We start from the raw sequence: 25,693 nt of genomic DNA on the forward strand, positions 1-25,693 counted from the left end.
GGGAAATTCAGCCCCTCAGTCCCATTCCAGGCCGCCGCGGCGCCACACGTAGGCGTAGGCGACGAAGACGGTGAGCACGAAGAGCAGCATCTCGACGAGCCCGAAGATCCCCAGGGAGTCGAAAGTGACGGCCCAGGGGTAGAGGAAGACAACCTCGATGTCGAAGACGATGAAGAGCATCGCCGTCAGGTAGTACTTGATGGGGAAGCGGCCGCCGCCGGCCGGCACCGGAGTCGGCTCGATGCCGCACTCGTATGCCTCAAGCTTTGCCCGGTTGTACCGTTTTGGGCCGATCAGCGTGGCCATGACCACGGAGAAGATCGCAAACCCTGCGCCGAGGGCGCCGAGCACGAGGATGGGCGCGTACGCATTCACGCTCCTCGCTCCTTCCAGTCGTCCTTGACCGTTGGACCGCCTCCGGCGCCGCGTGCCCCGCCTCGCCAAGATCGCGCTTTGATCGAACGCTTCCATGTGAGGCAGTTCACAAGCCGGACTCGTGCGCATCTTATGCCCGCTCCTCTGTGATCTGCGACACGGGTTGCAACACCGAGTTTGTGATCTCCACCACCTGACGAACGATCATGAAGTCCGATGAGTGGTGATCTTCATACGCGAAGCATCCACATGATCACCAAAGGTGACATCCGACCCCGTTACCGCAGGTAGAAGAGGTGCCGCCCTATCAAATGATGGCCATTGCAGGCAAATTGGCGACGCGGCCGCCGTAGTGATAAAGGGATCGGCGTCGCCCGGTCGGGGGAGCCCACGTGTACGGAGGTGGACACGGGGCAGACGCGGGTCCTGGGGCACCACCACCGCGTGCATCCGTTCACGAACCCGACGGGGAGTTCACGGCAAGGTCACGGAAGGCCCACAGCGTCCGCACAGCGTGACGCTCCTGTGACCTGCACCACTCCCGTTTCGTGACGAGGAAAGAGGGCTTGGCCATCTGTGCGGAGGGATGGTAGGCCGAGGATCATTCCGGACTTATTGCGGAAACCCCATGATCACAGCCTTGTGAAAGCGTGTCCGTTCTGTCCGTTACGGCGTCAATAAGAAGCGCGGCGCGCCCGGTTAGCGCCTTTCGCGCACAACTGTGGCGCAAGCCACGTTTCTTGAAGGGACCCCGCGCGCCCTGATAGCGGTTGTCCTCATGTCCCACACCGCTCACATACCCAGCCACCGGAAGCCCCGCCGCAGCGCCTCGAAGCTCGCGGTCCGCGCCGGAGTTGCCGGTGGCGTCCTCAGCACCCTCGCCATGGCCGGCACCGCGAGCGCGTCCCCGTCCGAGCCCGTGGCCGAGACGACGCTCGAAATGCCGGTCCTCAACCTGGACCTGGCCGCCGAGGTTTCCTCCGCCGTGGCCACTGCCGCCGAGAACACCCGCGCGGCCGCCATCAAGGGCGAACTGACCGCCCAGGAGGAGAGCGCCCGTACCGGCGCCGCCGCCGAGGCTAAGCAGGCCAAGGAAGAGGCCCAGAAGAAGGCCGACGAGGCCAAGAAGGTCCAGGAGGAGGCCGACCGCAAGGCCGAGGCCGAGCGCGCCAACCGCAGCACGGCCCGCGCCTCCCTGTCGACCAAGTCCTCCGGCTCGACCTCCAGCGACGGCTCCGGCGCCTCCGTGGCCGCCCCGGCGACCGGCTCCGCCGCCGCCATCGTGAACTTCGCCCGCGCGCAGGTCGGCAAGGCGTACGTCATGGGCGGCACCGGCCCGTCCTCGTTCGACTGCTCCGGCCTCGTCCAGGCCGCCTACCGCCAGGCCGGCATCTCCCTGCCGCGCATGTCCCAGGCGCAGTCCTCGGCCGGCACCTCGGTGTCCCTGAGCGCCCTGCAGCCGGGCGACATCCTGTACTGGGGCTCCAAGGGCAACGCGTACCACGTCGCCATCTACGTCGGCGGCGGCAAGTTCGTCGGCGCGCAGAACCCCAGCACGGGCATCGTCGAGCGCAACCTGAGCTACGACAAGCCGACGGGCGCCGTCCGCGTCCTCTGACGCGTCTGAGGCATCCTGAGGCCTCCGCGTCGCTCTGAGCGGTCCGAAGGGCCGGTACTCCCCCGCTCGGGGGTGGAGTACCGGCCCTTCGGGCTGCGCTGCTTGTGCAGCCCTTCCCGACCGCGGCCGCGCTCGCCCTGCGAAGATGGGGCACGACCATCAGACCGACCCCTGGAGGTGGTGGGCGCGTGAACCTGCAGCCGTACGAGAAGCACGGCACCGGCGACCCCACCGCCGGACCGGCCGCGCTCGGGCTCGGCCTGCTCGCCGTCGGCGGCTGGCTGCTGACCACCGCCCGCCCCTGGCACAAGCCCGGGCACGCGCTCGCCCTGGGTCTCGGCTGGACCGCCTCGGGCGCGATGCTGCTGTGCGGGCTGGTCCTGCTGGCCAGGTGCGTGCGCACCGTGCACGCGGAAGCGGACCGGAACGGGGACACCCCGCCCGGCCCGCCGGACAGCGGCCTCAGGCCTTCGGGGCCACCTTCGAGAGGCCGTTGATGATGCGGTCCATCGCGTCGCCGCCCGTCGGGTCGGTGAGGTTGGCCAGCATCTTCAGCGTGAACCTCATCAGCACCGGGTGCGTCAGGCCGCGCTGCGCGGCGACCTTCATGACCTTCGGGTTGCCGATCAGCTTCACGAAGGCGCGGCCCAGCGTGTAGTAACCGCCGTACGTCTCCTTCAGCACCTTCGGGTAGTTGTGCAGGGCCAGTTCGCGCTGCGCCGGGGTGGCCCTGGCGTGCGCCTGCACGATGACGTCGGCCGCGATCTGGCCCGACTCCATGGCGTAGGCGATGCCCTCGCCGTTGAACGGGTTGACGAGACCGCCCGCGTCACCGACCAGCAGCAGCCCCTTGGTGTAGTGCGGCTGCCGGTTGAAGGCCATCGGGAGCGCCGCGCCGCGGATCGGCTGCGTCATGTTCTCCGGGGTGTAGCCCCAGTCCTCCGGCATGGACGCGCACCAGGCCTTGAGGACCTCGCGCCAGTCCAGCTCCTTGAAGGCGGAGGAGGAGTTGAGGATGCCGAGGCCGACGTTGGATGTGCCGTCGCCCATGCCGAAGATCCAGCCGTAGCCGGGCAGCAGCCGGTCCTGCGCACCGCGCCGGTCCCACAGCTCCAGCCAGGACTCCAGGTAGTCGTCGTCGTGCCGGGGCGAGGTGAAGTACGTACGCACCGCGACGCCCATCGGACGGTCCTCGCGCCGGTGCAGGCCCATCGCCAGGGACAGCCGCGAGGAGTTGCCGTCGGCCGCGACCACCAGCGGGGCGCTGAAGGTGACCGGGGTCTTCTCCTCGCCCAGCTTCGCCTGCACACCGGTGATGTGGCCGGTGCGCGGGTCGCGGACGGGCTCGCCGACGTTGCAGCGCTCGTATAGCCGGGCGCCGGCCTTCTGCGCCTGACGGGCCAGGGTCTCGTCGAAGTCGTCGCGCTTGCGGACGAGCCCGTAGTCCGGGAAGGAGGCGAGTTCCGGCCAGTCCAGCTGGAGCCGCTGCCCGCCGCCGATGATGCGCAGGCCCTTGTTGCGGAGCCAGCCGGCCTCTTCGGAGATGTCGATGCCCATCGCCACCAGCTGCTTGGTGGCGCGCGGGGTCAGTCCGTCACCGCAGACCTTCTCACGCGGGAACGCGGTCTTCTCCAGCAGCAGGACGTCAAGTCCGGCCTTGGCGAGGTAGTACGCGGTGGTGGAGCCGGCGGGCCCGGCCCCGACGACGATCACGTCCGCGGAGTGTTCGGAGAGGGGCTCGGTCACTGCGGGGTCTCCCGAAGGCTCGATAAAGGGTGCCCAACGGCACCGGACATGTGCAGTCTATGCAGCGAGAGAGATCGCGAACCGAAGGGCTGCCTCCTGTGACCACCTCGCCGACCCGGCCGCTCCCCGTCGTACAGCTGCGCGTGCCCACCCACGAGGACGCCCATGCCTGGCACGGGGTCTTCGACGACCCGGACGTCATGGAGTTCCTCGGCGGACCGGCCGAACTCTCCTCGTACGTGGAGTTCACCGCCCGCCAGCGCATGCACGACGCACAGCTCGGCTACTGCCTGTGGACCCTGCTGGACGGGGAGGGCACCGTGCTCGGCTTCACCGGCGCGCAGCCGTGGCCGGCGGAGAAGGAGTGGGGCCCGGTCGGGGAGATCGAGATCGGCTGGCGGCTGGGCCGTTCCGCATGGGGTCAGGGGTACGCGTACGCCGCTGCGCTGGCCACGCTGGAGCGGGTCCGCGCGGCCGGTGTCCCCCACGTCGTGGCGATGATCAACGACGAGAACGTCCGCTCGATAGCCGTGGCCGAGCGGCTCGGCATGACCCTGGCGGAACGCTTCCTCCTGCCGAGCGGCACCCGCTACGGCCGCCGCTACGAGCTGGCGCTGCGGGCCGGTTGACCGGGCTGCGCCCGGCCCCGGGGCTCCGCCCCGGACCCCGCGGGGTGGCCCCAGCAGCGGACGCGCGCGTCAGAAGACGGACAGCCCTGTCAGGGTCGTGAAGCGGTCCAGGGCGGCCACACCCGCAACGGAGTTGCCCTGGGGGTCGAGGCCCGGGCTCCAGACCGCCAGAACGCACTGGCCCGGGACGACCGCCACGATGCCGCCGCCGACGCCGCTCTTGCCCGGCAGCCCGACGCGGTACGCGAACTCGCCCGCCGCGTCGTACGTCCCGCAGGTCAGCATCACCGCGTTGATCTGCTTGGCCTCGCTGCGCGTCAGCAGCCGCGAGCCGTCCGCGCGCAGTCCGTGCCTGGCCAGGAAGCGCCCGGCGCGGGCCAGGTCGGCGCAGCTCATCTCGATGGAGCACTGCCAGAAGTAGTGGTCCAGCAGCGCGGGCACGGGGTTGTCGATGTTCCCGTACGAGGCCATGAAGTGGGCGACGGCGGCGTTGCGGTCGCCGTGCGACTGCTCGGAGGCGGCCACCTCGGCGTCGAAGCCGATGTCCGGATTGCCGCTCTCCTCCCGCAGGAAGCCGAGCAGTTCGCTGCTCGCGTCGCCCGTCAAGGTCTGCAGCCGGTCGGTGACCACCAGGGCGCCCGCGTTGATGAACGGATTGCGCGGGATGCCGTTCTCGTACTCCAGCTGCACGAGCGAGTTGAACGGGTTGCCGGAGGGCTCCCGGCCGACCCGCTCCCACAGGGCGTCGCCGCCCTCCGCCAGGGCCAGCGCCAGTGCGAAGACCTTGGTGATGGACTGGGTGGAGAAGGGGACCTGCCAGTCCCCGACCCCGAAGACGTTGCCCTCGAGGTCGGCGACGGCCATGCCGAACTGCGCGGGCTCCACGGCGGCGAGCGCCGGGATGTACTCGGCGGGGGTGCCGCTGCCCACCGTCGGGGCGATGTCGGCCGCGATCTGCTCCAGCAGTTTCTGGTAGTCCACTGCTTCCTACGCCTTGAAGCCCCGGTGCAGCGCCACGATGCCGCCGCTCAGGTTGCGCCAGGCGACCTTGGACCAGCCGGCCTTCTGCAGCAGGGCGGCGAGCGCGGGCTGGTCGGGCCAGTCGCGGATGGACTCGGCGAGGTACACGTACGCGTCGGGGTTGGACGACACCGCGCGGGCCACCGGCGGCAGGGCGCGCATCAGGTACTCGGTGTACACCGTGCGGAAGGGGGCCCAGGTGGGCTGCGAGAACTCGCAGATGACGACCTGGCCGCCGGGCTTGGTGACCCGGTACAGCTCGCGCAGCGCGGCGTCGGTGTTCTGGACGTTGCGCAGGCCGAAGCTGATCGTCACGGTGTCGAAGACGTCGTCCTTGAACGGCAGCTTCGTCGCGTCGCCCGCGGTCAGCGGCAGCCACGGGTGCTTCTTCTTGCCCTCCCGCAGCATGCCCAGCGAGAAGTCGCAGGGCACGACGTACGCACCGGCCTCGGCGAACGGCAGCGAGGAGGTCGCGGTCCCCGCGGCCAGGTCGAGCACGTGGTGCCCCGGGCGCGCACCGACCGCCTTGGCGACCTCCTTGCGCCAGAGCCGCGCCTGGCCGAGGGAGAGCACGTCGTTGGTGAGGTCGTAGTTCGCCGCGACGTCGTCGAACATGGAGGCGACTTCGTGCGGCTGCTTGTCCAGGGAAGCCCTTGTCACTGGTGTTCGCCCCTCGGTGTGCGCTGCGGATCGGCGGGTACCGCACCATCCTCTCAGGCCGGGCCCGATCGGCCGGACACGGCCCGGGTCCGGCGGAACCGGACAACTGGCCCGAAGGACAGTTCCGCCCGGGCCCCGGGGCGCGTTGACTGGGGGCCGGTGCGGCCCGGTGAAGGTCACCCAATGGATCATGGGCCCTGAGCAGCGGCCGGATCCGTGGCGGCCGCCACGAGCAAAGGGCTTCACGATGCCGGCAGGCCATTCCACCGGTCGCTCCCGTCTCAGCCCCCGCGCCAAGCGCCGGGCAGAGCGGCGCAAGCGGCTGCGGCGTACGATCATCATCGGTTCGGCGGCCCTCGTCGCGGTCTCGGCGACCGCGTACGCGATGGTCCCGGGCGAGGACGGTGGTACGGCGGACGGACGGCCCACGGCGGCCCGGCCCGACGGGCAGGACGGCGATCCCGCCGAGGGCTCGGACGCGGCCGCGCAGGGCGGCAGACGCTCCCCCAGCCCGGCATCCTCCTCCGGCGCCCCCTCGGCCCAGCCCCCGGCCTCGCCCGCCGCCACCTCCCCAGCGCCCTCCGCACCGGTCCCGGCCTCCGGATCGGGCGCGTTCAAGGCCTCCGCCGCCTCCGGCACGGCACAGGGCAAGGGCACCGTGCGCCGCTGGCGGATCGAGGTCGAGGAGGGCAGCGGGGTCGACCCCGACTCCGCCGCCCGCTCGGTCGAGGCGATCCTCGGGGACCCGCGCGGCTGGACCAAGGACCCGGCGTACGGCTTCCAGCTCGCCGGACCCGGCCAGCCGGTGGACTTCACCGTGAAGATCGCGACGCCGACGACCACCGACCGCCTGTGCGAGGTGGTCACACCCGAGCTGATCGGCGAGACCAACTGCCGGGCCGGCCACACCGTCGTGGTGAACCTCAAGCGCTGGCAGGAGGGATCACCGCAGTTCAGCGGCCCGGTGGAGGAGTACCGGGCGCTGATCGTCAACCACGAGGTCGGGCACGAGCTCGGCCACGACCACGAGAGCTGCGCGGGCCCGGGCAAGCCCGCGCCCGCGATGATGCAGCAGATCAAGGGACTGCTCGGCTGCAAGTCCAACGCCTGGCCGTACGACGCGAGCGGAACTTATCTGTCCGGTCCGCGCGTCCCTTAACGGGGAGAGCCGGCCACCGACTGGGCCGGCCCGGGGGCTAGAGGTGGAAACCGTGCGCGTCGTCAGCTTCAGCGTCCCCGAGTGGTTTCCCTCGTACGACGCGGACGGCTCGGACGGCGCGAACAGCTCGGACGTGCGGCCTCCGGCCCAGCTGACGGACCAGGAGTCCGCGGTGTTCCTGTGCCTGGCCACCGGCGCCTCCAACGCCGAGCTCGCCGCCGAGCTGCAACTGTCCGTCAGCACCGTCAAGTTCCACGTGGGCAACATACGGACGAAGCTGGGCGGGATCAGCCGCCTCCAGGCCTGTCTGCTCGCTGCCCTCGCCCGCGAGGGCAGCCGGCTCAGCGACGGCGGTGCAGCAGCCGGCCCCCGATGACCGTGGCCACACAGGTGGTCGCGCCCTGCGCCAGCAGCGCCTCCGGGTCCGGAACCGCGAAGACCGCGAAGCGGGCCGGGGCGCCCTGCTCCAGGACCCCGTGGAAGGCCTCCTCGGCCGTGTCCCGGCCGGCGAACGGGTCCAGGGCGGGCGTGCCTTCGTACGGGGCCGGCGGCAGGAGCGTGAGCCCCGAGCGGACCACCGCCGTGCGCACCGCCGGGATCGCGAGGCGGCCGGTGACCGCCACCACCCCGCGCGCGAGGAGCTTCTGGGTGCCGCGCCGGGCACTGTTGCCCCACCGCGCCTCGGTCATCTTCAGCGCCTCGAGCGCGTCCTGCCCGCTGATCGGGTCGGCGCCGAGCTCGGTGGTCTCGTACGGATCGTCCGGGTAGTACGTCCGCTCCAGGAGGGTGTCCGCCCCGCGCACCAGCAGCCCCGGGGTGAGCACCCCGGGCCAACGCCGGGCCCGTGCGTGCGGATAGGCCGCGGCGAGGGCCTCGTACGGTCCCACGCGCGCGATCCGGTCGCCCTCGACGAGGACCGCGCCGCCGGACAGCGGCGCGGAACCGGCCGCGGGGACGAGGAGTTCGGCGGAGTGGAGCGTCAGCATCAGTTCGTGGAGATGAGCTTCAGCTCGGGGTGCGCGGTGCCGCCCTCGATGGCGGTGGAGGAGATGTGCGAGACGACGCGGTCGTCGACCGGGTCGTTCGCCGGGTCGTCGTGCACCAGGAGGTGCTCGTACGTCGTCGCGCGCTGCGCCGGGGTGCGGCCCGCCTTGCGGATCAGGTCGATGATCTCCTGGCGGTTGGAGCGGTGCTTGGCACCGGCCGAGGAGACGACGTTCTCCTCCAGCATGATCGAGCCGAGGTCGTCCGCGCCGTAGTGCAGCGAGAGCTGGCCCGCTTCCTTGCCGACGGTGAGCCAGGAGCCCTGGATGTGGGCGATGTTGTCGAGGAACAGCCGCGCGATCGCGATCATGCGCAGGTACTCGAAGATCGTCGCCTGGGTGCGGCCCTTGAGGTGGTTGTTCTCGGGCTGGTAGGTGTACGGGATGAAGGCGCGGAAGCCGCCCGTACGGTCCTGGGTGTCCCGGATCATCGCGATGTGCTCGATGCGCTCGGCGTTGGTCTCGCCGGTGCCCATCAGCATGGTGGAGGTGGACTCCACGCCCAGAGTGTGGGCGATCTCCATGATCTCCAGCCAGCGCTCGCCGGACTCCTTGAGCGGGGCGATCGCCTTGCGCGGGCGCTCCGGCAGCAGTTCGGCGCCGGCGCCCGCGAACGAGTCGAGACCGGCGGCGTGGATGCGCTTGATGGCCTCCTCCGCCGAGACGCCCGAGATCCGGGCCATGTGGTCGACCTCGGACGCGCCGAGGGAGTGGATGACCAGCTGCGGGAAGGCCTTCTTGATGGCGGAGAAGTGGTGCTCGTAGTACTCGACGCCGTAGTCCGGGTGGTGGCCGCCCTGGAACATGATCTGCGTGCCGCCGAGCTCGACGGTCTCCGCGCAGCGGCGCAGGATGTCGTCGAGGTCGCGGGACCAGCCCTTCTTCGTGTCCTTGGGGGCCGCGTAGAAGGCGCAGAACTTGCACGCCGTGACGCACACGTTCGTGTAGTTGATGTTCCGCTCGATGATGTACGTGGCGATGTGCTCGGTGCCCGCGTAGCGGCGGCGGCGCACCGCGTCGGCGGCCTGGCCGAGCGCGTGCAGCGGCGCGTCCCGGTAGAGGTCGAGCGCCTCTTCCTTGGTGATCCGGCCCCCTGCGGCGGCGCGGTCGAGGACAGACTGGAGAGCGGCCTGGTCGGTCACCGGTGCGTCACCTTTCGGCGGTGTGTCAAGGTCCGGACCGATCCAGCCTACGCCAGGCGTTCCGGCTCCCCTTCACGGGCTGTGCGTCAGGTCGCCCTCGGGGTTTCCGGCCGGGCCGTCGCCCGACTTGTAGTGGAGGGTGCCGTTGGCGTTGAGCGTGAACCGCTCGTCGGCGGAGCCGTTGGAGCAGATCCCGGGAGCCGGGTTGGGGCCGCCCGCGGTGTCCAGGACGAGCGAACGGTCGGTGGCGGAGGCGAGCTTCCAGTCGCCGCTGCAGTCGGTGCCCAGGATGGCCAGGACCGACTTGTCCCGGCCGACGACCTCGCCGACCTTGCCGGCCTTGATGGTGATCTCGAACTCGCTGGAGACGCCCATGCGGGCGGTGGTGATGGTGCCCTTCCAGGTGCCGGTGAACTCCTTGGGGACGTCCTGGCGGGTCCCCTTGGGGGCCTCCGTGGTCGTGCCGGTGGACGGGGTCCCGGCCACGACCGGGGCCGAAGCGGAAGCCGAGGGCGCTGCGGACGCGGAGGTTCGCGGGCCCTCGCCGGACGCCGTGTCCCGGCCCTTGTCGCCCTGTCCGGGCATCAGGCCCATCCCGTACAACCCGCCGGTGAGCCCGGCCAGTACGGCGGCCGCGGCGAGGACGAGCGTGCAGCTGAAGCGCCGCCCGGCCGCGGTCACGCTGACCCGGCGCCCGTCGGAGGTGGTCCGGGGGTGCGGCACGTTCCCTCCGGCACCGCCGACGCCACCCCGGACGCCACTGCCGACGGCGCCGCCGCCGGCCGTCTCGGTGGGCGAGCCGTAGGGTCCGCCGCCGTTCGCGTACGAAGGGTCCGGCGCCCCGAATCCCGGTCCGCTCGGGTACGAGGGGGTCGTGAAGGGGACCGGGCCCGAGGGGCTCTCCGCCACCGCCGTGTCCAGGTCGAGCAGGGCGACGGCGGCCCGGCTGGCCTCCTCCACCAGGGGCGCGGGCAGCCAGCCCGGGGTCAGCAGGGCCCCGTCCAGGGCCGCCGCGATCGCTTCCGGCGTGGGCCGGTCGGCGGCCGCCTTGGCCAGGCAGGCCTCGATCAGCTCGCGCAGCCGTCCGGCCGGGACCGCGCCGAGCTCGGGCGGCTCGTGGACGACCTTGTAGAGGAGGGTCGCCGAGTTGTCGCCGGTGAAGGGCGGGCGCCCGGTCGCCGCGAAGGCCAGTACCGCGCCCAGCGAGAACACGTCGGCGGCTCCGGTGATCCCCTTGCCGAGGATCTGCTCGGGTGACATGTAGCCCGGCGAGCCGACGGAGACCCCGGTGGAGGTGAGCGAGGCGGTGCCGTCCGTGGCCCGGGCGATCCCGAAGTCGATCAGCCGGGGCCCGTCGAGGGTCAGCATCACGTTGGACGGCTTCACGTCCCGGTGTACGAGGCCCAGCCCGTGCACCGCCACCAGGGCGCGGGCCAGCCCGGCGCCGACGGCGCGTACCGAAGTCTCGGGCAGCGGACCGTGCGCGGCCAGCGCCCGGTCCAGGGAAGGGCCCGCCACGTACCCCGTGGCCACCCACGGCACCGGGGCGTCCGGATCCGCGTCGAGCACGGGCGCGGTCCACTCGCCGCCCACCCGCCGGGCGGCCTCGACCTCGCGGCGGAACCGGGCCCGGAACTCCTCGTCGGCGGCGAAGTGCGGGTGCACGATCTTGACGGCGACGGTCCGGCCGCCCGCGCTGCGCCCCAGGTAGACCCGGCCCATACCGCCCGCGCCGAGCCGGCCCAGCAGCCGGTACGCGCCGATGGTCCGCGGCTCACCGGCTTCGAGCGGCTGCATCGTGTCCCCCTCATCCCCGGGATCCGGGGCCCTCGTGTCGCCCGGCCAAGCAGCACACTAAGCGGCCTCGGGGAAGTGCGGTGCGTTTCCGCGTCGTCCGGTGCGGTGCATCGGCGTGTTGCCGCTTCGCCCGCGTACTGGACGTACTTGGGTGATGCGGCAGTGCGGCGAGGTGCCGTGCCGGGCGGCGCGGGGGCGTGCCGCACTTCCCCGAGGCCGCTTGGGGGGGTGCGCGGCCGGGACGGGCCGCCTTTCCATTCCCGGCGGGTGACGGGAATGGAAAGGGGAACCGAATTCACCGGAAACGGCATATCCGTCATTCCCGGACCTCAAACCCGATGGGCGTTCCGCTCAGCGTTCCGCTCAGTGTTCCGCGACGGCCGCCGTCAGGAGCTCCAGGGCCACATCCTCGGGATACCCCGTCGTCGGTCCCGTACGGCGTGCGAATTCCCTTACGCCGGCGATCTGTTCCGGTCCGAAGCGGAAGTCGAGCGTGGTGAAGTACCGCTCCAGCAGCTCCGCGTCGAAGGCCTCCCAGCGGGCCGCCTGCTCGGCGACCTTGGTGACCTCCTCCAGGGAGACGTCACGCGAGGCGAGGAAGGCCTCGTGGACCTTCTGTACGACGACGGGCTCGCGGGCGAGGTAGTCCTTGCGGGCGGCCCAGACGGCGAAGACGAACGGCAGCCCGGTCCACTCCTTCCACATCTGCCCCAGGTCGTGCACGGCCAGGCCGAGCCGGGGGGCGTCGTGGAGCGAGGCGCGCAGCGCGGCGTCGCCGATCAGCACGGCCGCGTCGGCCTCCTGCATCATCACCCCCAGGTCGGGCGGGCAGGTGAAGTAGTCGGGCCGGACCCCGTACTGCTCGGAAAGCAGCAGCTGGGCGAGGCGTACCGACGTACGGGAGGTCGAGCCCAGAGCGACGCGGGCTCCATCGAGCTGCTCCAGCGGGACCTGCGAAACGATCACGCAGGACATCACGGGACCGTCGCAGCCGACCGCGAGGTCGGGGAAGGCGACGAGCTGGTCGGCGTTGCGGAGGAACTCCACGAGGGTGATCGGGGCGATGTCGAGCTCGCCCGCGACGAGGCGCTCACTGAGCTTTTCGGGGGTGTCCTTGGTCAGCTCCAGGTCCAGCAGCGTGCCGGTTCTGGCCAGCCCCCAGTAGAGCGGCAGGCAGTTCAGGAACTGGATGTGGCCGACGCGGGGCCGGCTGCGATAGACGTCCACATCGCGAGACTAGCCCCCGGTTCCACGTCAGCCTTCCCACGGGTCTCAAACGTCCGGGTGACGTGATCTTTCCCTCTGGTCTCGGCCGCAGGGTGCGTGCTAGGCTCGTCGCAAGTTGCAGTTTGGTTTCCCTTGCAGTACGAGGCCTGCGGAGAATGTGACCCGCAGGCTTTTGTAGTTTTCAGACTTCTTAGCAGGTTCTGGAGCAGGGCGACCCTTTGGCCCATAGGAGGGCTCATGGCTACCGGAACCGTGAAGTGGTTCAACGCTGAAAAGGGCTTCGGCTTCATCGCCCAGGACGGCGGCGGCCCGGATGTCTTCGTCCACTACTCCGCGATCAACGCCTCTGGCTTCCGCTCCCTCGAGGAGAACCAGACGGTGAACTTCGACGTCACGCAGGGTCCGAAGGGCCCGCAGGCGGAGAACGTCACCCCGGCTTAATCGCCTGGGCCAACCAGTCGCGGTTGGATATGCAGTACCCAAGGAGCCCTGTCACCTCTGCGCGAGCAGAGCGGCAGGGCTCCTGCCTTTGCCCTCCGGAGGGGTCTCCGGGGTGGGCGCACGAAGACGGCCGGCCCCGGCACCGTTTCCACGGTGCCGGGGCCGGCCGTCTTGGCGTTACTTGGCGGGGGTGGGGGCCGGGGTGACCGGAGCCGTGATCTTGATGTCCAGGATCAGGGTCACCTTCTGCGGGGTGGTCAGGCGCAACGAGTACGTCCCCGCGGGCAGGTCCGCGTCGGTGAACAGCTCCGGCAGGACGATCTTGCCGTCGGCGCCCGACTTCAGCAGCGGGAGCCTGAAGGTCTTCTTGCCGGCCTCGTCCTTGAAGTACGGGCTCTTCGCGGTCGCCGGGTCCACCGGGACCCACACGCCGTCCGCGCCCTTCACCACCAGCTCGGCGAAGGTCTCCGTACCCTCCACGGCCTTGCCGGCGGCCGTGGCGAGGACCGTGATGTCCTTGATGCCGGTACCGGCGACGGCCTCCAGCGGCTGGGCGCCGTCCGGGCGGGCCAGCCGGTCGGCGACCGGCTTCGGCGTCACCTTGCCCTCGAAGGACGCCGTGAGCCGGCCCGTCGTGTCGGTGGCCGAGACCCGCAGGGTGAAGGTGCCGTCCTTGGGGCCCGCCGTGAGACCGGGCGCGGACGCGATGCCCTCGGCGTCGGCCACGGCCACCAGCGAGTCGGTCGGGGCCTTCGGGAAGGCGGTGCCGCCGGTGGTGTCGCCCTCGACCGCGAAGACGACCTTCTGGCCGGCGGCGGGCTTGCCGTCGCTGAGGACCACCTTGACCCGCGGGACCTCGGCGAACGCCGCCCCCACCTCGGCCGTGAGACCGGGGCCGCCGAGTACCGACAGCCCGTTCAGGTGCGGGGCCGTCGGCTTCGGCTTCTCCGGGGTCGGAGTCGGAGTCGGCGTAGGGGTCGGGGTGGGCGTAGGGGTGGGCGTCGGCTTCGGCGTGTTCTTGGCCGGCGGCTGATAGCCGGGCTGGGTGCCCGGCGTCTCGGTCGGGTAGTTCCCGGCGGGCGGGTTCGGGACCTCGCCGACGCCGCCGGTCTGGTACTGCCGCATGTAGCCGAGCACGGTGTTCACGTACTCGCGGGAGTTGTTGTAGCTGAGGACCGCCGCGTCGAGCTTGGCCGCGACCGAGAGGTCCCGGTCGCCCGCGCACAGGTAGAGGCCCGCGCCCAGGGCGGCGTCGTAGATGTTGTTCGGGTCCCGCTTGGCGTCGCCGTTGCCGTCGGCGCCCCACGTGGCCCAGGTGGACGGGATGAACTGCATCGGGCCGACGGCCCGGTCGTAGACGGCGTCCGCGTCGAACTCACCCTTGTCGGTGTCGCGGACCTCCGCGAAGCCGTTGCCGTCGAGGCGGGGACCGCGGATCGGCTTCTCGGTGTAGCCGTCGGCCTTGAGCCCGTAGCCCGAGGCGTGCACGGACTCGACCCGGCCGATGCCGGCGAGCAGCTGCCAGGGCAGCTTGCAGCCGGGGAGCGCCGCGGCCACGGACACCTCGGCGCGGTGGTAGGCGTCGAGGGCGGTCGCGGGTATCCCGCTGGCCCCCTCCGGCGCGGCCTGCCCGGCGGGCACCTGCGGATCGGCGACCTCCCCGGGCAGGTCCAGCCGGGCGTCACCGCGGTCGGTGGCCTGCGGGCTGTCGGGAGTCGGCTCGGACTCGCCCGCGTCGGCGGTCGACGGGCTGGTCACGACCGCGGCGGTGGTCAGGCTGGCCGCGAGGGCGGCGGTGCACAGGACCTTGCGCGAGGTGTTGACGAGGTGACGGTGAAGCGGCTTCACAGTGCGGCGATCCCCCCAGGAGCCGTCAAGTTATACGACCGGTCGGGCCGTGAATATCCACTGTCTATCAGGTATTCGCAGGAGACTCGCCGTCACCCCGGGAGATGTGACGGACCATTCGTCTCGGCTTCACCGGACTCTCATGACCGAACGAACAGAGGACCTAAGTCCCTGCCCGAATAACCCCAAAGACCCCCGGTTTCACCCTAGTCCGCTGCTTACGCTGGTATTTATGGCGACCAGTACCAAGAAGGACCAGCGCCGCGAGGCCCGCGAGCGGCTCCACGCGGAACGCGAGGCCGCGGCGCGTCGCGCGAAGCTGCGCGGCCGGCTCCTCATCGGCGGCGCGGTGGCCTCCGCACTCGCCCTCGCGACCGTCGTCGGCGTCCTCGCGGCGGACTCCTCCGGCGCGGGCGACGACGAGGCGGCGGGCAAGCCGTTCGTGCGGCCCGCCCACACCACCGGCAAGGACGGGATCGTGGTCCCGTACGGCAAGCCGGACGCCCAGCACGTCCTGACGATCTGGGTGGACCCCCGCTGCCCGTTCTGCGCGGGAGCCGAACAGGGCCTGGGCCCCACCATCAAGGAACAGGCCGACGCCGGCGCCTACCGGGTCGAGTACCGCTTCGCGACCTTCCTGGACAAGTCCCTCGGCGGCGGCAAGGGCTCCAAGCGCGCCCTCAACGCCCTGGGCGCGGCGGTCAACGAGAGCCCCGAGAAGTTCATGGAGTACGTCCACGTCATCTTCGAGAACCACCCGGAGAACGAGACGGACGACAAGTTCGCCTCCACCGCCACCCTCCTGGAACTCGCGGACCAGGTCCCGGGCCTGCCGACGCCCGCGTTCAACCAGGCCGTCAAGGAACTCACCTACATGCCCTGGGTGGAGAAGGTCGGCCAGGCCTTCCACGACGAGAACATCAACGGCACCCCGGCGGTGTTCATCGACGGCAAGAGGATCATCCTCAACTCGGGCAAAGGCATCGAATCCATCACCCCGGACGCCTTCAAGCAGCTGATCACGGACAGCCGGAAGCCGTAACCCGCCGGTTAGGGCATTCAGCCGTCACGAAGAGCGACAATCCTCTCACCATATGTAACTTCGCAGTGCCGGAATCCCCACGAGATAGGCACGCGATGAGGCACGTACGTCACACCCGGACCAGGCGCTGGCGGCGGCTCGCCGTCCTGGCCATGGCCCCGCTACTGGCCCTGTCGGCCACCGCCGCGACCGCGCAGGGGGTGTGGGTGACGACCCCGCCCAAGCCCACCGCCGCCTCCGGCGTGGGCGGGGCCGCCGCGGACTGCCCGGACGGGCTCCGCGGCACCTGTGTGTACGCCGTCGGCGGCACCGGCGACGGCAAGCTGGAGGCGTACAGCCCGGCCAGCGGCACCTGGGCCACCCTTCCGTCGCTGAAGAGCCCCCAACGCCTCCTTCCCGCGACCACCACCGCACCGTGCCCCAGCGGGATCAAGGGCGACTGCGTGTACGCCATCGGAGGGTTCTGGACCGGTATCCCCCAGGCGCCGGCAGAGGCCTACAGCACGGAGACGAACGCCTGGCTGACCCTTCCCGCCCCGCCGACCCTCCGGGGCGGGGCAGCAGCCACGGCACCGTGCCCGGACGGGCTGGGGCTGCGCGGTACGTGCGTGTACGTCATCGGCGGCAGCGACGGCGTCAACTCCCTCGCCACGGTGGAGGCCTACAGCCCGGCGACCAACACCTGGGCCTCACTGACGCCCCTGCAGACGGCGCGCAGCGGCATCGGCGCCTCGGCCGCGCCCTGCCCCGGCGCTCTGGGCCTCAAGGGCACGTGCGTGTACGCCATCGGCGGCGCGGGCGCCGCCGGGAACCTCACGTCGGTGGAGGTGTACAGCCCGGTCCTCAACGCCTGGCAGTTCGTGGCCCCCCTGCCGACCGCGCGCTTCACCCTCTCCGCGGCCACAGCACCCTGCCCCGAGGGCATGAGCGACGGCTGCGTGTACGCCCTGGGCGGGAGCGACAACGGGGTCACCCTGTCGACGGCCGAGGCCTACAGCCCGGTCACCAACGCCTGGGTGACGCTGCCGTCGATTCCCACACCCCGCAGGGAGTTCGGTGCGGCGGCGGCGCCCTGCCCCAAGAACACGAAGAGCGACTGCGTGTACGCCATCGGCGGCTTCATCGACGGCGCGACGTCAACGGCGACGACGGAGGCCTTCGCCATCGAACGCGAGGCGGCGAATCCCAAGCCGAAGCCGTCCACTCAGCCCAGGCCCCCGGCCGACGACCCGTTCCCGGACTCCGCGGTCGACGCGGGCCCCGGCACCGCCTCCTGAAACACCCGTGACACCCCGTTCGGGTCGGCGCCGTCCTGGCGCCGGCCCGAAGGCATGTCCCCGACCTGCGCCCACACCGTCTTGCCAGGACCTCGCACCACCACCCCCCACTCCCGCGCCACGGCCGCCACCACGAGCAGTCCCCGCCCGCCCTCCGCGGACCACGGATCAACGGGTCCGTCCACCGGCGCCTTGTCACCCCGGGTGTCGCTGACCATCACCCGCACGTTCCCCCCTGCGTATTCCAGCCGCAGCTCGAAGTCCCGCCCGGCCACCCGCCCGTGCAGTACGGCATTGGCCGCGAGCTCCCCGACGACGAGCCCGACGTCGTCGGAGAGCTCGCAGCCGAACGGCACCCCCCAAAAGGCCAGCTGCGCCTGCGCGAGCCGCCGGGCGAGCCGGGCCCCTCGCGGCGTGGAACTGAACCGCTGTGCCATGTCACTCTTTTCAGTCGTCACCTCACCGAGCGTGGCGACCGCGCTCTACGCTTTCCAGTAGTCGCGGCGTGACGCACATGCGCTGTAGGTACGCCGACGTCTGCGTGTACGGCTTGTACGGACGAGGGCGGTTCAGCCGATGAACGACATGTCAGACCGCGAGGAGCGGCCGGAACGCCCGGTGGAGGCGGACGGCACGGCACACCTGTTCCGCGCGCTGGGCAAACAGATCAAGGCGCTACGGGAGGCGGCCGGCCTCCACCAGAGGGAACTGGCCGCGCTGTTGCATGTGGGCGAGGACCTGATCGGTGCGATCGAGCGGGGCGTACGGACCCCGCAGCCGGACCTGCTGGAACGGGCCGACGGGGTTCTCGGGGCGCGGGGCGTCCTGCTGGTGGCGATCCCGGAGGTCAAGGAGGCGCAGAAGCGGGCGCGGACGCGGCATCCGGACTGGTTCCGGAGTTACGCGGAGGCGGAGGCGAACACCCAGGCCGTCCATGCGTATGCGCACCAGGGCGTACCCGGCCTATTGCAGACGGAGCGTCACGCACGCGAGGTCTTCACCCAGCGCCGCCCGTTGCTGGACGAGGGGACCATCGAGAAGCGGGTGCAGGACCGACTATCCCGCCAGCAGATCTTTGAACGCTGGCCCTCTCCCACCTTCAGCTTCATCCTCGACCAGAGCCTGCTGGAACGGCAGGTCGGTGGCCCAGACGTCCACCGTGAACAGCTCCAACGCTTCCTGCACATCGGGGGGTTGCGTACGGTGGAGCTCCAGGTGATGCCGTATATGCGTGGCGCACACACCGCAATGGGCGGCTCGTTCACCCTGCTCCACCCCAAGGGCCGCCAGCAGATCGCTTACCACGAGGCCTATGGCCGTCCTCACCTGATCACCGACCCCGATCAGGTACGGATCATGGCCGAGCGCTGTGGGATCATCCGGGCACAGGCACTCGCGCCCCACGAGTCCCTCGCCTTGATCGAGAAAACGCTGGGAGAAGTCAGATGAAGACCACCGACCTGGCCTGGTTCAAGAGCAGTTTTAGCGACGGCGAGGGCGGCGACTGCGTCGAGGTCGCGCTCGCCTGGCGGAAGTCGAGCTACAGCAGCGGCGAGGGCGGTGAATGCGTCGAGGTCGCCACCTGCCCCACGACCATCCACGTCCGGGACTCCAAGGTGACCGCCGGTCCCGAGCTGACGGTCGCCCCCGCGACCTGGAGCGCCTTCCTGGGCGGGATCACCGCGCACCGCTGATCCCGCCCGCCGCGCGCGGGGCCCCGTACCTGGCCATCATGGTGGGGTGAGGCGTACGCGTACGGTGCTGCTCTGCATCGCCGGGCTGGTTGCGGCAACGCTCCCCGCAGGGGCAGCGGCCGCCGCGCCGCGGGACTGCGTCAGGACCCCGGGGCCCGTGCAGGGCCAGGCCCGGGAGGTGCTCGACATCGCCGAGCGGGCCAAGCGGGAGCTCGGTCTGAACTCCGTGATCCTGCGGGTCTCCTCCGAGGGCAAGGAGCTCGTCACCGCGTCGCTCGGCGAATCCGTGACGGGCGTTCCCGCCGACCCGGCGATGCACTTCCGCTCGGGGTCCGTGGGGATCGCGTACATGACCACCGTCCTGCTCCAGCTGGTCGACGAGGGCAAGGCAGGCCTCGACGACCCGATCGCGCGCTGGCTGCCGGACGCCCCGCACGCCTCGGAGATCACCCTGCGCATGCTCGGCAGTTCCACCTCGGGACTGCACGATTACGTGACGGACCCGAAGTTCCTGGCGGAGCTGGAGGCCGCACCGTTCAAGCAGTGGCCCCCGGCGGAGGTCACAGGCATCGCGGCCGCCCATCCGCTCTGGTACGAGCCGGGCACCAACTTCAGCTACTCGCACGCCAACTTCCAGCTCCTCGGCGCCGCCCTGGAGAAGATCAGCGGTATCCCCCTGGAGCGGCTGTTGAGGGAGCGCGTGATGGACCCGCTGGGGCTGAGCCATACCTCGAGCAGCACCACGCCGGAGATCCCGGTCCCCGTTCAGCACTCCTTCACTTCGGACCGCGGCATCTACGAGGAATCGAGCTACTGGAACCCGTCCTGGACCACCGCTCCGGGGGCGGTCCTCACCAGCAACATCTGTGACCTGGAGCGCTCCGGCCGTGCCATGGGCACCGGGGAGCTGCTGTCCCCGCAGGCGTTCAAGACACAGCTAGATCCGGGCACGGTGGGCCTGGGACGCCCCACGGCCGGCTGTCCGGCCACCGTCTGCCTGAAGAACACGGCGGCCGAGCACTTCGGGCTCGGGGTCATCGTCGTCAACGGCTGGATCCTGCAGAATCCGTCGTTCTCCGGTTACGCGGCCATGCAGGCCTACCTCCCGGCGGAGCGGCTGTCCATCGCGGTCAGCGTGACGAAGGGCCCGAAGACCCCCGAGGGCAACCAGGCCCAGACCGTGGCCGAGCGCATCGCCGCCGCCCTCGCCCCCGACCACTCCCTGAAGCCGGAGCACCATCCTTAGAGGTGCTCACACTGGGACCGCCATCGACCGTGCACCCCTGCGACTCCAGCACTTCAGGTCAGCGCATGAAAGGGCGTGGCAGCGACCGATCCCACGGCCCTGTTCCTTCAAGTGACTCGTTTTCAGGCAGATGGCGAGTTGCCGGGAGGGGCTACCGGAGAGAACGTGGAGAGAGGCGAGAAGCCAGCGACCACCCCGGAGAACGTGATGACGAAAATCAAATTTCAGAGTGTGTTCGCCCCGGTCACGGCGAGCGGCGACAATGATCAATTGATCATCCTTCGCGTGGACAACGAGGAGGTGTTCGAGGGGTTTATTCACCAAGGAGGAACCATTGACGTCAACGTGACGATGCCCATCACGACCTTGTTTGTCGAGTTGGGGACCAGAACCTTCGACGCCCTGGGGCATCCCGGCGAATTCCTCAACTTCATGCACCTTGCTGCACATCCACCGCCCGAAGAGGAGCCGGTCTGGAAAGTCACCGTCTTTGACGACGGGGTTTCCGAGACCACCTTCCGGAGCAGAGTCCCGGGTCATGGAGGAAAATTCGAACTCAGTTTCGCCCTGCCGAGCCCGTGATTCCGACTGTTGGGGGTCGACGCCTCTTGAGGTCGCGACGCCTGACTGGAAAGGCGTGATACCAGTGCCTGCCGACTCCAAGCTGACTGACGCACAGAGAAAGACTCGCGATGAAATCTTCGCTGAGCTCGATGAGGCTGAGGCGGGTCTTCGAGAGGTGCAGAAGAAGGCTCGTCAGCAACTATCGGGGATGAATGGTCACGACGGGGACACTCACTGCTTCAGATGCGATTGCCCTGCCTACAAGTCTCCTAGCTCTGGGCACTCAAGCCTCTGCTCTCGTGCCACCTGTCGTCATCATTTCGTATCCCACGACATTATCTAATACCCACCCATTCACAGCCCAACGAGCAGCGCCAAACCGACCGTCATAGCAACTGCGGCTGCGTGGATTGTTCCAGACGGTCTGTGGGAGATCGCGGAGCCGCTGATCCCGCCGCCGACGGTGCGACCGCAGGGCGGTGGAACGAGCCAGTCAAAGCCGCGCAGCTCCTCGCGGATCTCCTGGGCCTCGTCCCGCACCCGGGCGCTGTGGCACCTCGAGCTCGATCGCACCGCACAGGGCCAGCAGGCCCGGCTACGCCCCCGGCCCCGCCCACAGGCCGCCCTCGGTCAGCCCCAGGAGATCGATCGCGTTGCCGCGCACGATGCGGTCGATCACGTCCGGCGCCAGGTGGCCCATCTGGGCCTCGCCGACCTCGCGGGACTTCGGCCAGGTCGAGTCCGAATGCGGGTAGTCCGTCTCGTAGAGGACGTTGCCGACGCCGATCGAGTCCAGGTTCTTCAGGCCGAAGGCGTCGTCGAAGAAGCAGCCGAAGACGTGCCCGGCGAAGAGTTCCGACGGCGGGCGCAGCACCTTGTCCGCGACTCCGCCCCAGCCGCGATTCTCCTCCCAGACCACGTTCGCGCGCTCCAGGATGTACGGGATCCAGCCGATCTGACCCTCCGCGTACATGATCCTCAGGTTCGGGAAGCGCTCGAACTTGCCGCTCATCAGCCAGTCGACCATCGAGAAGCAGCAGTTGGCGAAGGTGATGGTGGAGCCGACCGCCGGCGGGGCGTCCGCCGAGGTGGAGGGCATCCGGCTCGAGGAGCCGATGTGCATGGCGATGACCGTGCCGGTCTCGTCGCAGGCCTGGAGGAACGGGTCCCAGTAGTCCGTGTGGACGGACGGGAGGCCCAGGTGCGGGGGTATCTCCGAGAACGCGACCGCGCGGACCCCGCGCGCCGCGTTGCGGCGGACCTCCGCGGCCGCCAGGTGCGCGTCCCACAGCGGGATGAGGGTCAGCGGGATGAGCCGGCCACGGGCGTCCGGGCCGCACCATTCCTCCACCATCCAGTCGTTGTACGCCCGTACGCCCAACAGCCCCAGCTCGCGGTCGGTCGCCTCCGTGAAGGTCTGGCCGCAGAAGCGGGGGAAGGTCGGGAAGCAGAGCGCCGACTGGACGTGGTTGACGTCCATGTCCGCGAGACGCTCGGGAACCGAGAAGGACCCGGGGCGCATCTGCTCGTAGGTGATGACTTCCAGTTTGATCTCGTCGCGGTCGTATCCGACAGCCGTGTCGAGTCGGGTGAGCGGCCGGTGCAGGTCCTCGTACACCCACCAGTCGCCTATCGGGCCGTCGTCGCCCTTGGCCCCCATGACGGGGGCGAACTTGCCGCCGAGGAAGGTCATTTCCTTCAAGGGGGCGCGGACGACCCGGGGACCGGTGTCCTTGTACTTGGACGGGAGCCGGTCCCGCCAGACATGGGGGGGCTCCACCGTGTGGTCGTCCACCGAGATGATCTTCGGGAAGGTCTCCATACCCGATACGGTAGCGCCGATCTGACGAACCGTCAGCTAGTTGGGCACCTATCGGGCCTGGATCAGGCCTGGATCAGGACCGGATCGGGAATGGATCAGTCCGGGACGGGCTGACGTGTACGCGCAAGACAGGGCAGACTGACCCTTACACCGACGGAAGGCAGGGGGACGACAGATGGACGGCGTACCGGCCATCCCACGCCCGCGGAACCACCCCGACGCAGCCCGGGCCACACCCGAACCCCCCACCCCCCACAACTCCCGCTTCGCCGTCCTCGGACCCATCCGCGCCTGGCGCGGCCCCGAGGCACTGCCCTCCGGCACCCCCCAGCAGCGCGCCCTGCTCGCCACGCTCCTGCTGCGCGACGGCCGTACCGCCACCGCGCCCGAGCTGATCGACGCGATCTGGGGCGAGGACCCGCCGCAGCAGGCCCTCGCCACGATCCGTACGTATGCCTCCCGCCTGCGCAAGGTCCTCGACCCCGGGCTGCTCGTCTCCGAGTCCGGCGGCTACGCGATCCGGCTGCGCTCCACCGCCACCCTCGACCTCGGCGTCGCCCGGAGCCTCGTCGCCGACGCCGAGACGGCCCGCGAAGCCGGTGACCGGGCCCTCGCCCGTACGCTGCTGGCCCGCGCCCTGGAACTGTGGGACGGCGAACCCCTCGCCGGGGTTCCCGGCCCCGCGGCCGCCACCGAGCGCACCCGGCTGGAGGAATGGCGGCTCCAGCTGCTGGAGACCCGCCTCGACCTCGACCTGGAGGTCGGCCACCACGCCGAGGCCGTCTCCGAGCTCACCGCCCTCACCGCCGCCCACCCGCTGCGCGAACGCCTGCGCGAGCTGCTCATGCTCGCCCTCTACCGCAGCGGCCGGCAGGCCGAGGCCCTCGCCGTCTACGCCGACACCCGCCGGCTCCTCGCCGGCGAACTCGGCGTCGACCCGCGCCCCGAACTCTCCGCCCTCCAGCAGCGCATCCTGAACGCCGACGCCGACCTGGCCCGCGCCGAGGACCCGGCCCCGGCGGCCGCCGCCGTCCACGTACGGCCCGCCCAGCTGCCCGCGACCGTCCCCGACTTCACCGGCCGCAGCAGCTTCGTCGGCGAACTCGGCGCGATCCTCTCCGGCGGGGCCGAGGGCCAGGTCATGGCCGTCTCCGCGCTCGCCGGGATCGGCGGCGTCGGCAAGACCACCCTCGCCGTGCACGTCGCGCACGCCGCCCGCCCGCACTTCCCGGACGGCCAGCTCTACGTCGACCTCCAGGGCACCGAGGCCCGCCCCGCCGAACCCGAGGCCGTCCTCGGCTCCTTCCTGCGCGCGCTGGGCACCCCCGACACCGCCATCCCCGACTCCCCCGCCGACCGGGCCGCCCTCTACCGCTCCACCCTCGACGGCCGCCGCGTCCTGGTCCTGCTCGACAACGCCCGCGACGCCGCCCAGGTCCGCCCGCTTCTGCCGGGCACCGCGGGCTGCGCCGCCCTGGTCACCAGCCGGGTCCGCATGGCGGGCCTCGCCGGGGCCCATCTCGTCGACCTCGACGTGATGAGCCCCGAGGAGGCCCTCCAGCTCTTCACCCGGATCGTCGGCGAGGAGCGCGTACGCTCCGAACGCCAGGCCGCCCTGAACGTCGTCGGCGCTTGCGGGTTCCTGCCGCTCGCCATCCGCATCGCCGCCTCCCGGCTCGCCGCCCGCCGTACCTGGACCGTCTCCGTCCTCGCCGCCAAACTGGCCGACGAGCGCCGCCGCCTCGACGAGCTCCAGGCCGGCGACCTCGCCGTCAAGGCCACCTTCGAGCTGGGCTACGGCCAGCTGGAGCCCGCCCAGCAGCGCGCGTTCCGCCTCCTCGGCCTCGCCGACGGCCCCGACATCTCCCTCTCGGCGGCAGCCGCCGTACTGGACCTGCCCGAGCACGACACCGAGGACCTCCTCGAAGCCTTAGTCGACTGCTCCCTCCTCGAATCCGCCGCACCGGGCCGCTACCGCTTCCACGACCTCGTACGCCTCTACGCGCGTGCCTGCGCCGAGCGCGACGAGCAGCCGCCGAGCGGGCGCGACGCCGCCCTGGACCGGCTGCTGGACTTCTACCTGGCCACCGCCTCCGGGGTCTACGCCCTGGAGCGCCCCGGCGACCGGCTGCCCGCGCACCTGTCCGACACCCACTACCCCGGGCTGGTCTTCGGGGAGCCGCGCGCCGCCCTGGACTGGCTGTACGCCGAGGCGGACCCGCTGCTGGCGTGCGTACGGCAGGCCTCCGTACGGGGCGGCGAGACGCTCGTCCTGCGCCGGGCCGTGGACCTGCTGTGGGCGGCGAAGGACCTGGCCGAGTCCGGGGCCAACTCCAAGCAGTACGAATCGGCCGCCGTCGCGCTGCGGGACGCCGCCCAGGCCGCCAAGGATCCGTACGCCGAGGGCCGGGCCCGCACCACGCTCACCAACGTGCACCTGGTCGCGGGCCGGTTCGCCGAGGCCGACGACGAGGCCCGCCAGGCCACGGCGCTGGCCCGCGAGGCCGGCGACCCGCTGCCCAGCTGCTGGGCGCCCAACGACCGCGGGATCATCGCCCTTTACCAGGGCCGGTACGCGGACGGCGAGCGCTACCTGCGGGAGGCCATCGAAAGCTTCCGGGCCGACGCCAACAACGTGGGCGAGGCGAGCGCGCTGTGCAACCTCTCCCGCATCCACGTGGAACTGGGCCGCCTCAGCAGCGCCATAGACCTCGCCCAGCAGGGCATCGCCATCTACGACCGGATGGGTCTGACCCTGCGCCTGGCCAACGGCCGCTACGCGCTGGGCATCGCCCTCACCCAGGCGGGCCGGCTCGGCGAGGCCCTGTCGCAGCTCACCGAGGCGCTGTCGCTGTTCCACGACAACCGCCAGCCGCTGTGGGAGGGCGTGACCCACTTCCGGCTCGCCGAGGCCCATCTGGCGGCGCGACGGCCCACGTTGGCCGCCTCGCACGCCGAGCAGGCCATCGCGCTGCGCGGGATCGGCGGCGAGTGGCGGCGGGCGACCGTGCTGACGGTGCTGGGCAAGGCGCTGCGGCGGCTGGGGCAGACGGACCGGGCGCGGGCGTGCTGGCGGGACGCGGAGGCCGTGTTCGCGCAACTCGGTTCGCCCGAACTGGCGGAGGTCCAGGCCCTGCTGGCGTCGGAGATCGCCGCCTGAGCCGGTGGTGGCCAGTGGCGACCTTTGGTGACCTGCGGTGACGTCCGATGAACGAGGCGTTCATCGTTCGTTTATCGCCCCGCGACACTATTGGTTCATCGACCCGGTGCGTCGGGGGGCAACCGGGTCGGTTGGAGGACCACCCGTTCGGCGGTCCGCGGGGGAATCGCCGAACGGGCCCTA

24 protein-coding genes are annotated in these 25,693 nt (G+C 70.8%); 13 read left to right on the plus strand and 11 right to left on the minus strand.

Features of this window, described 5'->3' with window-relative positions; all coding sequences use genetic code 11:
* Positions 1–15: 15 nt before the first annotated feature.
* Positions 16–375, minus strand: a complete 360-nt coding sequence (locus JIW86_RS18415; protein WP_008738438.1) for an NADH-quinone oxidoreductase subunit A — start codon at positions 373–375, stop codon at positions 16–18.
* Between the two features lie 778 nt (positions 376–1,153).
* On the opposite strand from JIW86_RS18415, the gene JIW86_RS18420 reads away from it, so the two are divergent.
* Positions 1,154–1,993 (plus strand): C40 family peptidase, encoded by an 840-nt coding sequence (locus JIW86_RS18420; RefSeq protein WP_215143100.1) that lies wholly within the window; start codon positions 1,154–1,156, stop codon positions 1,991–1,993.
* 188 nt (positions 1,994–2,181) lie between these two features.
* Entirely contained in the window at positions 2,182–2,490 is a 309-nt protein-coding gene (locus JIW86_RS18425; protein ID WP_215143103.1) for a hypothetical protein, read from the plus strand.
* Here the strand turns inward: JIW86_RS18425 and JIW86_RS18430 are convergent.
* Complete coding sequence (locus tag JIW86_RS18430) at positions 2,456–3,739, minus strand: geranylgeranyl reductase family protein (RefSeq protein ID WP_215143105.1); 1,284 nt, start codon at positions 3,737–3,739, stop codon at positions 2,456–2,458. The two genes, JIW86_RS18425 and JIW86_RS18430, sit on opposite strands and share 35 nt — an antisense overlap.
* 98 nt (positions 3,740–3,837) lie before the next feature.
* Between JIW86_RS18430 and JIW86_RS18435 the strand changes: the two genes are divergently transcribed.
* Complete coding sequence (locus tag JIW86_RS18435) at positions 3,838–4,368, plus strand: GNAT family N-acetyltransferase (protein WP_257554876.1); 531 nt, start codon at positions 3,838–3,840, stop codon at positions 4,366–4,368.
* A 69-nt stretch (positions 4,369–4,437) separates the two neighbouring features.
* Here JIW86_RS18435 and JIW86_RS18440 read toward each other — a convergent pair whose 3' ends face one another.
* Together JIW86_RS18440 and JIW86_RS18445 are read right to left on the minus strand one after the other, a co-directional pair.
* Complete coding sequence (locus JIW86_RS18440; protein ID WP_215143109.1) at positions 4,438–5,349, minus strand: glutaminase; 912 nt, start codon at positions 5,347–5,349, stop codon at positions 4,438–4,440.
* Positions 5,350–5,355: 6 nt separating this feature from the next.
* Positions 5,356–6,048, minus strand: coding sequence for a demethylmenaquinone methyltransferase (locus JIW86_RS18445; protein ID WP_215143112.1), 693 nt, complete (start codon positions 6,046–6,048; stop codon positions 5,356–5,358).
* A gap of 247 nt (positions 6,049–6,295) precedes the next feature.
* Between JIW86_RS18445 and JIW86_RS18450 the strand changes: the two genes are divergently transcribed.
* Positions 6,296–7,207: a DUF3152 domain-containing protein gene (locus tag JIW86_RS18450; RefSeq protein ID WP_257554877.1), complete on the plus strand. Its 912-nt coding sequence runs from the start codon at positions 6,296–6,298 to the stop codon at positions 7,205–7,207.
* 52 nt (positions 7,208–7,259) lie between these two features.
* A complete protein-coding gene (locus tag JIW86_RS18455; RefSeq protein WP_257554878.1) occupies positions 7,260–7,583 on the plus strand; it encodes a helix-turn-helix domain-containing protein in 324 nt (107 codons plus the stop codon).
* On the opposite strand, the gene JIW86_RS18460 is transcribed toward JIW86_RS18455, so the two are convergent.
* The 4 genes from JIW86_RS18460 to JIW86_RS18475 form a co-directional block, all read right to left on the minus strand.
* Positions 7,549–8,193 carry an imidazolonepropionase-like domain-containing protein gene (locus tag JIW86_RS18460; protein WP_215143118.1) on the minus strand — a complete coding sequence of 215 codons (645 nt, stop codon included), beginning with the start codon at positions 8,191–8,193 and terminating at the stop codon, positions 7,549–7,551. The genes JIW86_RS18455 and JIW86_RS18460 overlap by 35 nt on opposite strands.
* Positions 8,193–9,392, minus strand: coding sequence for a cyclic dehypoxanthinyl futalosine synthase (gene mqnC / locus JIW86_RS18465; protein WP_257554879.1), 1,200 nt, complete (start codon positions 9,390–9,392; stop codon positions 8,193–8,195). The genes JIW86_RS18460 and mqnC overlap by 1 nt, the downstream gene beginning before the upstream one ends.
* Before the next feature lie 72 nt (positions 9,393–9,464).
* Entirely contained in the window at positions 9,465–11,189 is a 1,725-nt protein-coding gene (locus JIW86_RS18470; RefSeq protein ID WP_257554880.1) for a serine/threonine-protein kinase, read from the minus strand.
* Between the two features lie 363 nt (positions 11,190–11,552).
* Positions 11,553–12,416 (minus strand): menaquinone biosynthetic enzyme MqnA/MqnD family protein, encoded by an 864-nt coding sequence (locus JIW86_RS18475; protein ID WP_215143124.1) that lies wholly within the window; start codon positions 12,414–12,416, stop codon positions 11,553–11,555.
* 237 nt (positions 12,417–12,653) lie between these two features.
* Here JIW86_RS18475 and JIW86_RS18480 point away from each other — a divergent pair, with 237 nt between their 5' ends.
* Positions 12,654–12,857, plus strand: coding sequence for a cold-shock protein (locus JIW86_RS18480; RefSeq protein WP_030012116.1), 204 nt, complete (start codon positions 12,654–12,656; stop codon positions 12,855–12,857).
* Between the two features lie 177 nt (positions 12,858–13,034).
* Here the strand turns inward: JIW86_RS18480 and JIW86_RS18485 are convergent, their stop codons facing one another.
* Positions 13,035–14,705: a lytic transglycosylase domain-containing protein gene (locus JIW86_RS18485; RefSeq protein WP_257554883.1), complete on the minus strand. Its 1,671-nt coding sequence runs from the start codon at positions 14,703–14,705 to the stop codon at positions 13,035–13,037.
* 232 nt (positions 14,706–14,937) lie between these two features.
* On the opposite strand from JIW86_RS18485, the gene JIW86_RS18490 reads away from it, so the two are divergent.
* On the plus strand, positions 14,938–15,747 hold the full coding sequence (locus tag JIW86_RS18490) for a DsbA family protein (RefSeq protein WP_257554885.1): 810 nt from the start codon (positions 14,938–14,940) through the stop codon (positions 15,745–15,747).
* Between the two features lie 95 nt (positions 15,748–15,842).
* The gene (locus JIW86_RS18495) at positions 15,843–17,024 is read left to right on the plus strand and encodes a Kelch repeat-containing protein (protein ID WP_257554887.1); all 1,182 of its coding nucleotides are present in this window, start codon (positions 15,843–15,845) and stop codon (positions 17,022–17,024) included.
* Here the strand turns inward: JIW86_RS18495 and JIW86_RS18500 are convergent.
* A complete protein-coding gene (locus JIW86_RS18500) occupies positions 16,952–17,482 on the minus strand; it encodes an ATP-binding protein (RefSeq protein ID WP_322975532.1) in 531 nt (176 codons plus the stop codon). The genes JIW86_RS18495 and JIW86_RS18500 overlap by 73 nt on opposite strands.
* 118 nt (positions 17,483–17,600) lie before the next feature.
* Here JIW86_RS18500 and JIW86_RS18505 point away from each other — a divergent pair, with 118 nt between their 5' ends.
* The 4 genes from JIW86_RS18505 to JIW86_RS18520 all read left to right on the plus strand — a co-directional run bounded on the left by JIW86_RS18505 (position 17,601) and on the right by JIW86_RS18520 (position 20,546).
* Entirely contained in the window at positions 17,601–18,473 is an 873-nt protein-coding gene (locus JIW86_RS18505; protein ID WP_416237575.1) for a helix-turn-helix domain-containing protein, read from the plus strand.
* A complete protein-coding gene (locus JIW86_RS18510; protein ID WP_257554888.1) occupies positions 18,470–18,718 on the plus strand; it encodes a DUF397 domain-containing protein in 249 nt (82 codons plus the stop codon). Before JIW86_RS18505 ends, JIW86_RS18510 begins: the two co-directional genes overlap by 4 nt.
* A 46-nt stretch (positions 18,719–18,764) precedes the next feature.
* The gene (locus JIW86_RS18515; protein ID WP_257554889.1) at positions 18,765–19,964 is read left to right on the plus strand and encodes a serine hydrolase domain-containing protein; all 1,200 of its coding nucleotides are present in this window, start codon (positions 18,765–18,767) and stop codon (positions 19,962–19,964) included.
* Between the two features lie 75 nt (positions 19,965–20,039).
* Entirely contained in the window at positions 20,040–20,546 is a 507-nt protein-coding gene (locus JIW86_RS18520; protein ID WP_257554890.1) for a hypothetical protein, read from the plus strand.
* A 577-nt stretch (positions 20,547–21,123) separates the two neighbouring features.
* Here JIW86_RS18520 and JIW86_RS18525 read toward each other — a convergent pair.
* Entirely contained in the window at positions 21,124–22,350 is a 1,227-nt protein-coding gene (locus tag JIW86_RS18525) for an amidohydrolase family protein (protein ID WP_257554891.1), read from the minus strand.
* Positions 22,351–22,525: 175 nt separating this feature from the next.
* On the opposite strand from JIW86_RS18525, the gene JIW86_RS18530 reads away from it, so the two are divergent.
* The gene (locus JIW86_RS18530; protein WP_257554892.1) at positions 22,526–25,510 is read left to right on the plus strand and encodes an AfsR/SARP family transcriptional regulator; all 2,985 of its coding nucleotides are present in this window, start codon (positions 22,526–22,528) and stop codon (positions 25,508–25,510) included.
* Positions 25,511–25,693 lie beyond the last annotated feature (183 nt).

It is taken from the genome of Streptomyces sp. NBC_00162, assembly GCF_024611995.1.
Lineage (GTDB): Bacteria > Actinomycetota > Actinomycetes > Streptomycetales > Streptomycetaceae > Streptomyces.

What these genes read in the sequence shown, in the direction of transcription:
- JIW86_RS18420 (WP_215143100.1), top strand. Translation starts at nt 1,154, where the DNA reads ATGTCCCACACCGCTCACATACCCAGCCACCGGAAGCCCCGCCGCAGC.
- JIW86_RS18450 (WP_257554877.1), top strand. Translation starts at nt 6,296, where the DNA reads ATGCCGGCAGGCCATTCCACCGGTCGCTCCCGTCTCAGCCCCCGCGCC.
- JIW86_RS18460 (WP_215143118.1), bottom strand. Translation starts at nt 8,193, where the DNA reads ATGCTGACGCTCCACTCCGCCGAACTCCTCGTCCCCGCGGCCGGTTCC.
- JIW86_RS18470 (WP_257554880.1), bottom strand. Translation starts at nt 11,189, where the DNA reads ATGCAGCCGCTCGAAGCCGGTGAGCCGCGGACCATCGGCGCGTACCGG.
- JIW86_RS18480 (WP_030012116.1), top strand. Translation starts at nt 12,654, where the DNA reads ATGGCTACCGGAACCGTGAAGTGGTTCAACGCTGAAAAGGGCTTCGGC.
- JIW86_RS18490 (WP_257554885.1), top strand. Translation starts at nt 14,938, where the DNA reads ATGGCGACCAGTACCAAGAAGGACCAGCGCCGCGAGGCCCGCGAGCGG.
- JIW86_RS18495 (WP_257554887.1), top strand. Translation starts at nt 15,843, where the DNA reads ATGAGGCACGTACGTCACACCCGGACCAGGCGCTGGCGGCGGCTCGCC.
- JIW86_RS18505 (WP_416237575.1), top strand. Translation starts at nt 17,601, where the DNA reads ATGAACGACATGTCAGACCGCGAGGAGCGGCCGGAACGCCCGGTGGAG.
- JIW86_RS18510 (WP_257554888.1), top strand. Translation starts at nt 18,470, where the DNA reads ATGAAGACCACCGACCTGGCCTGGTTCAAGAGCAGTTTTAGCGACGGC.
- JIW86_RS18525 (WP_257554891.1), bottom strand. Translation starts at nt 22,350, where the DNA reads ATGGAGACCTTCCCGAAGATCATCTCGGTGGACGACCACACGGTGGAG.
- JIW86_RS18530 (WP_257554892.1), top strand. Translation starts at nt 22,526, where the DNA reads ATGGACGGCGTACCGGCCATCCCACGCCCGCGGAACCACCCCGACGCA.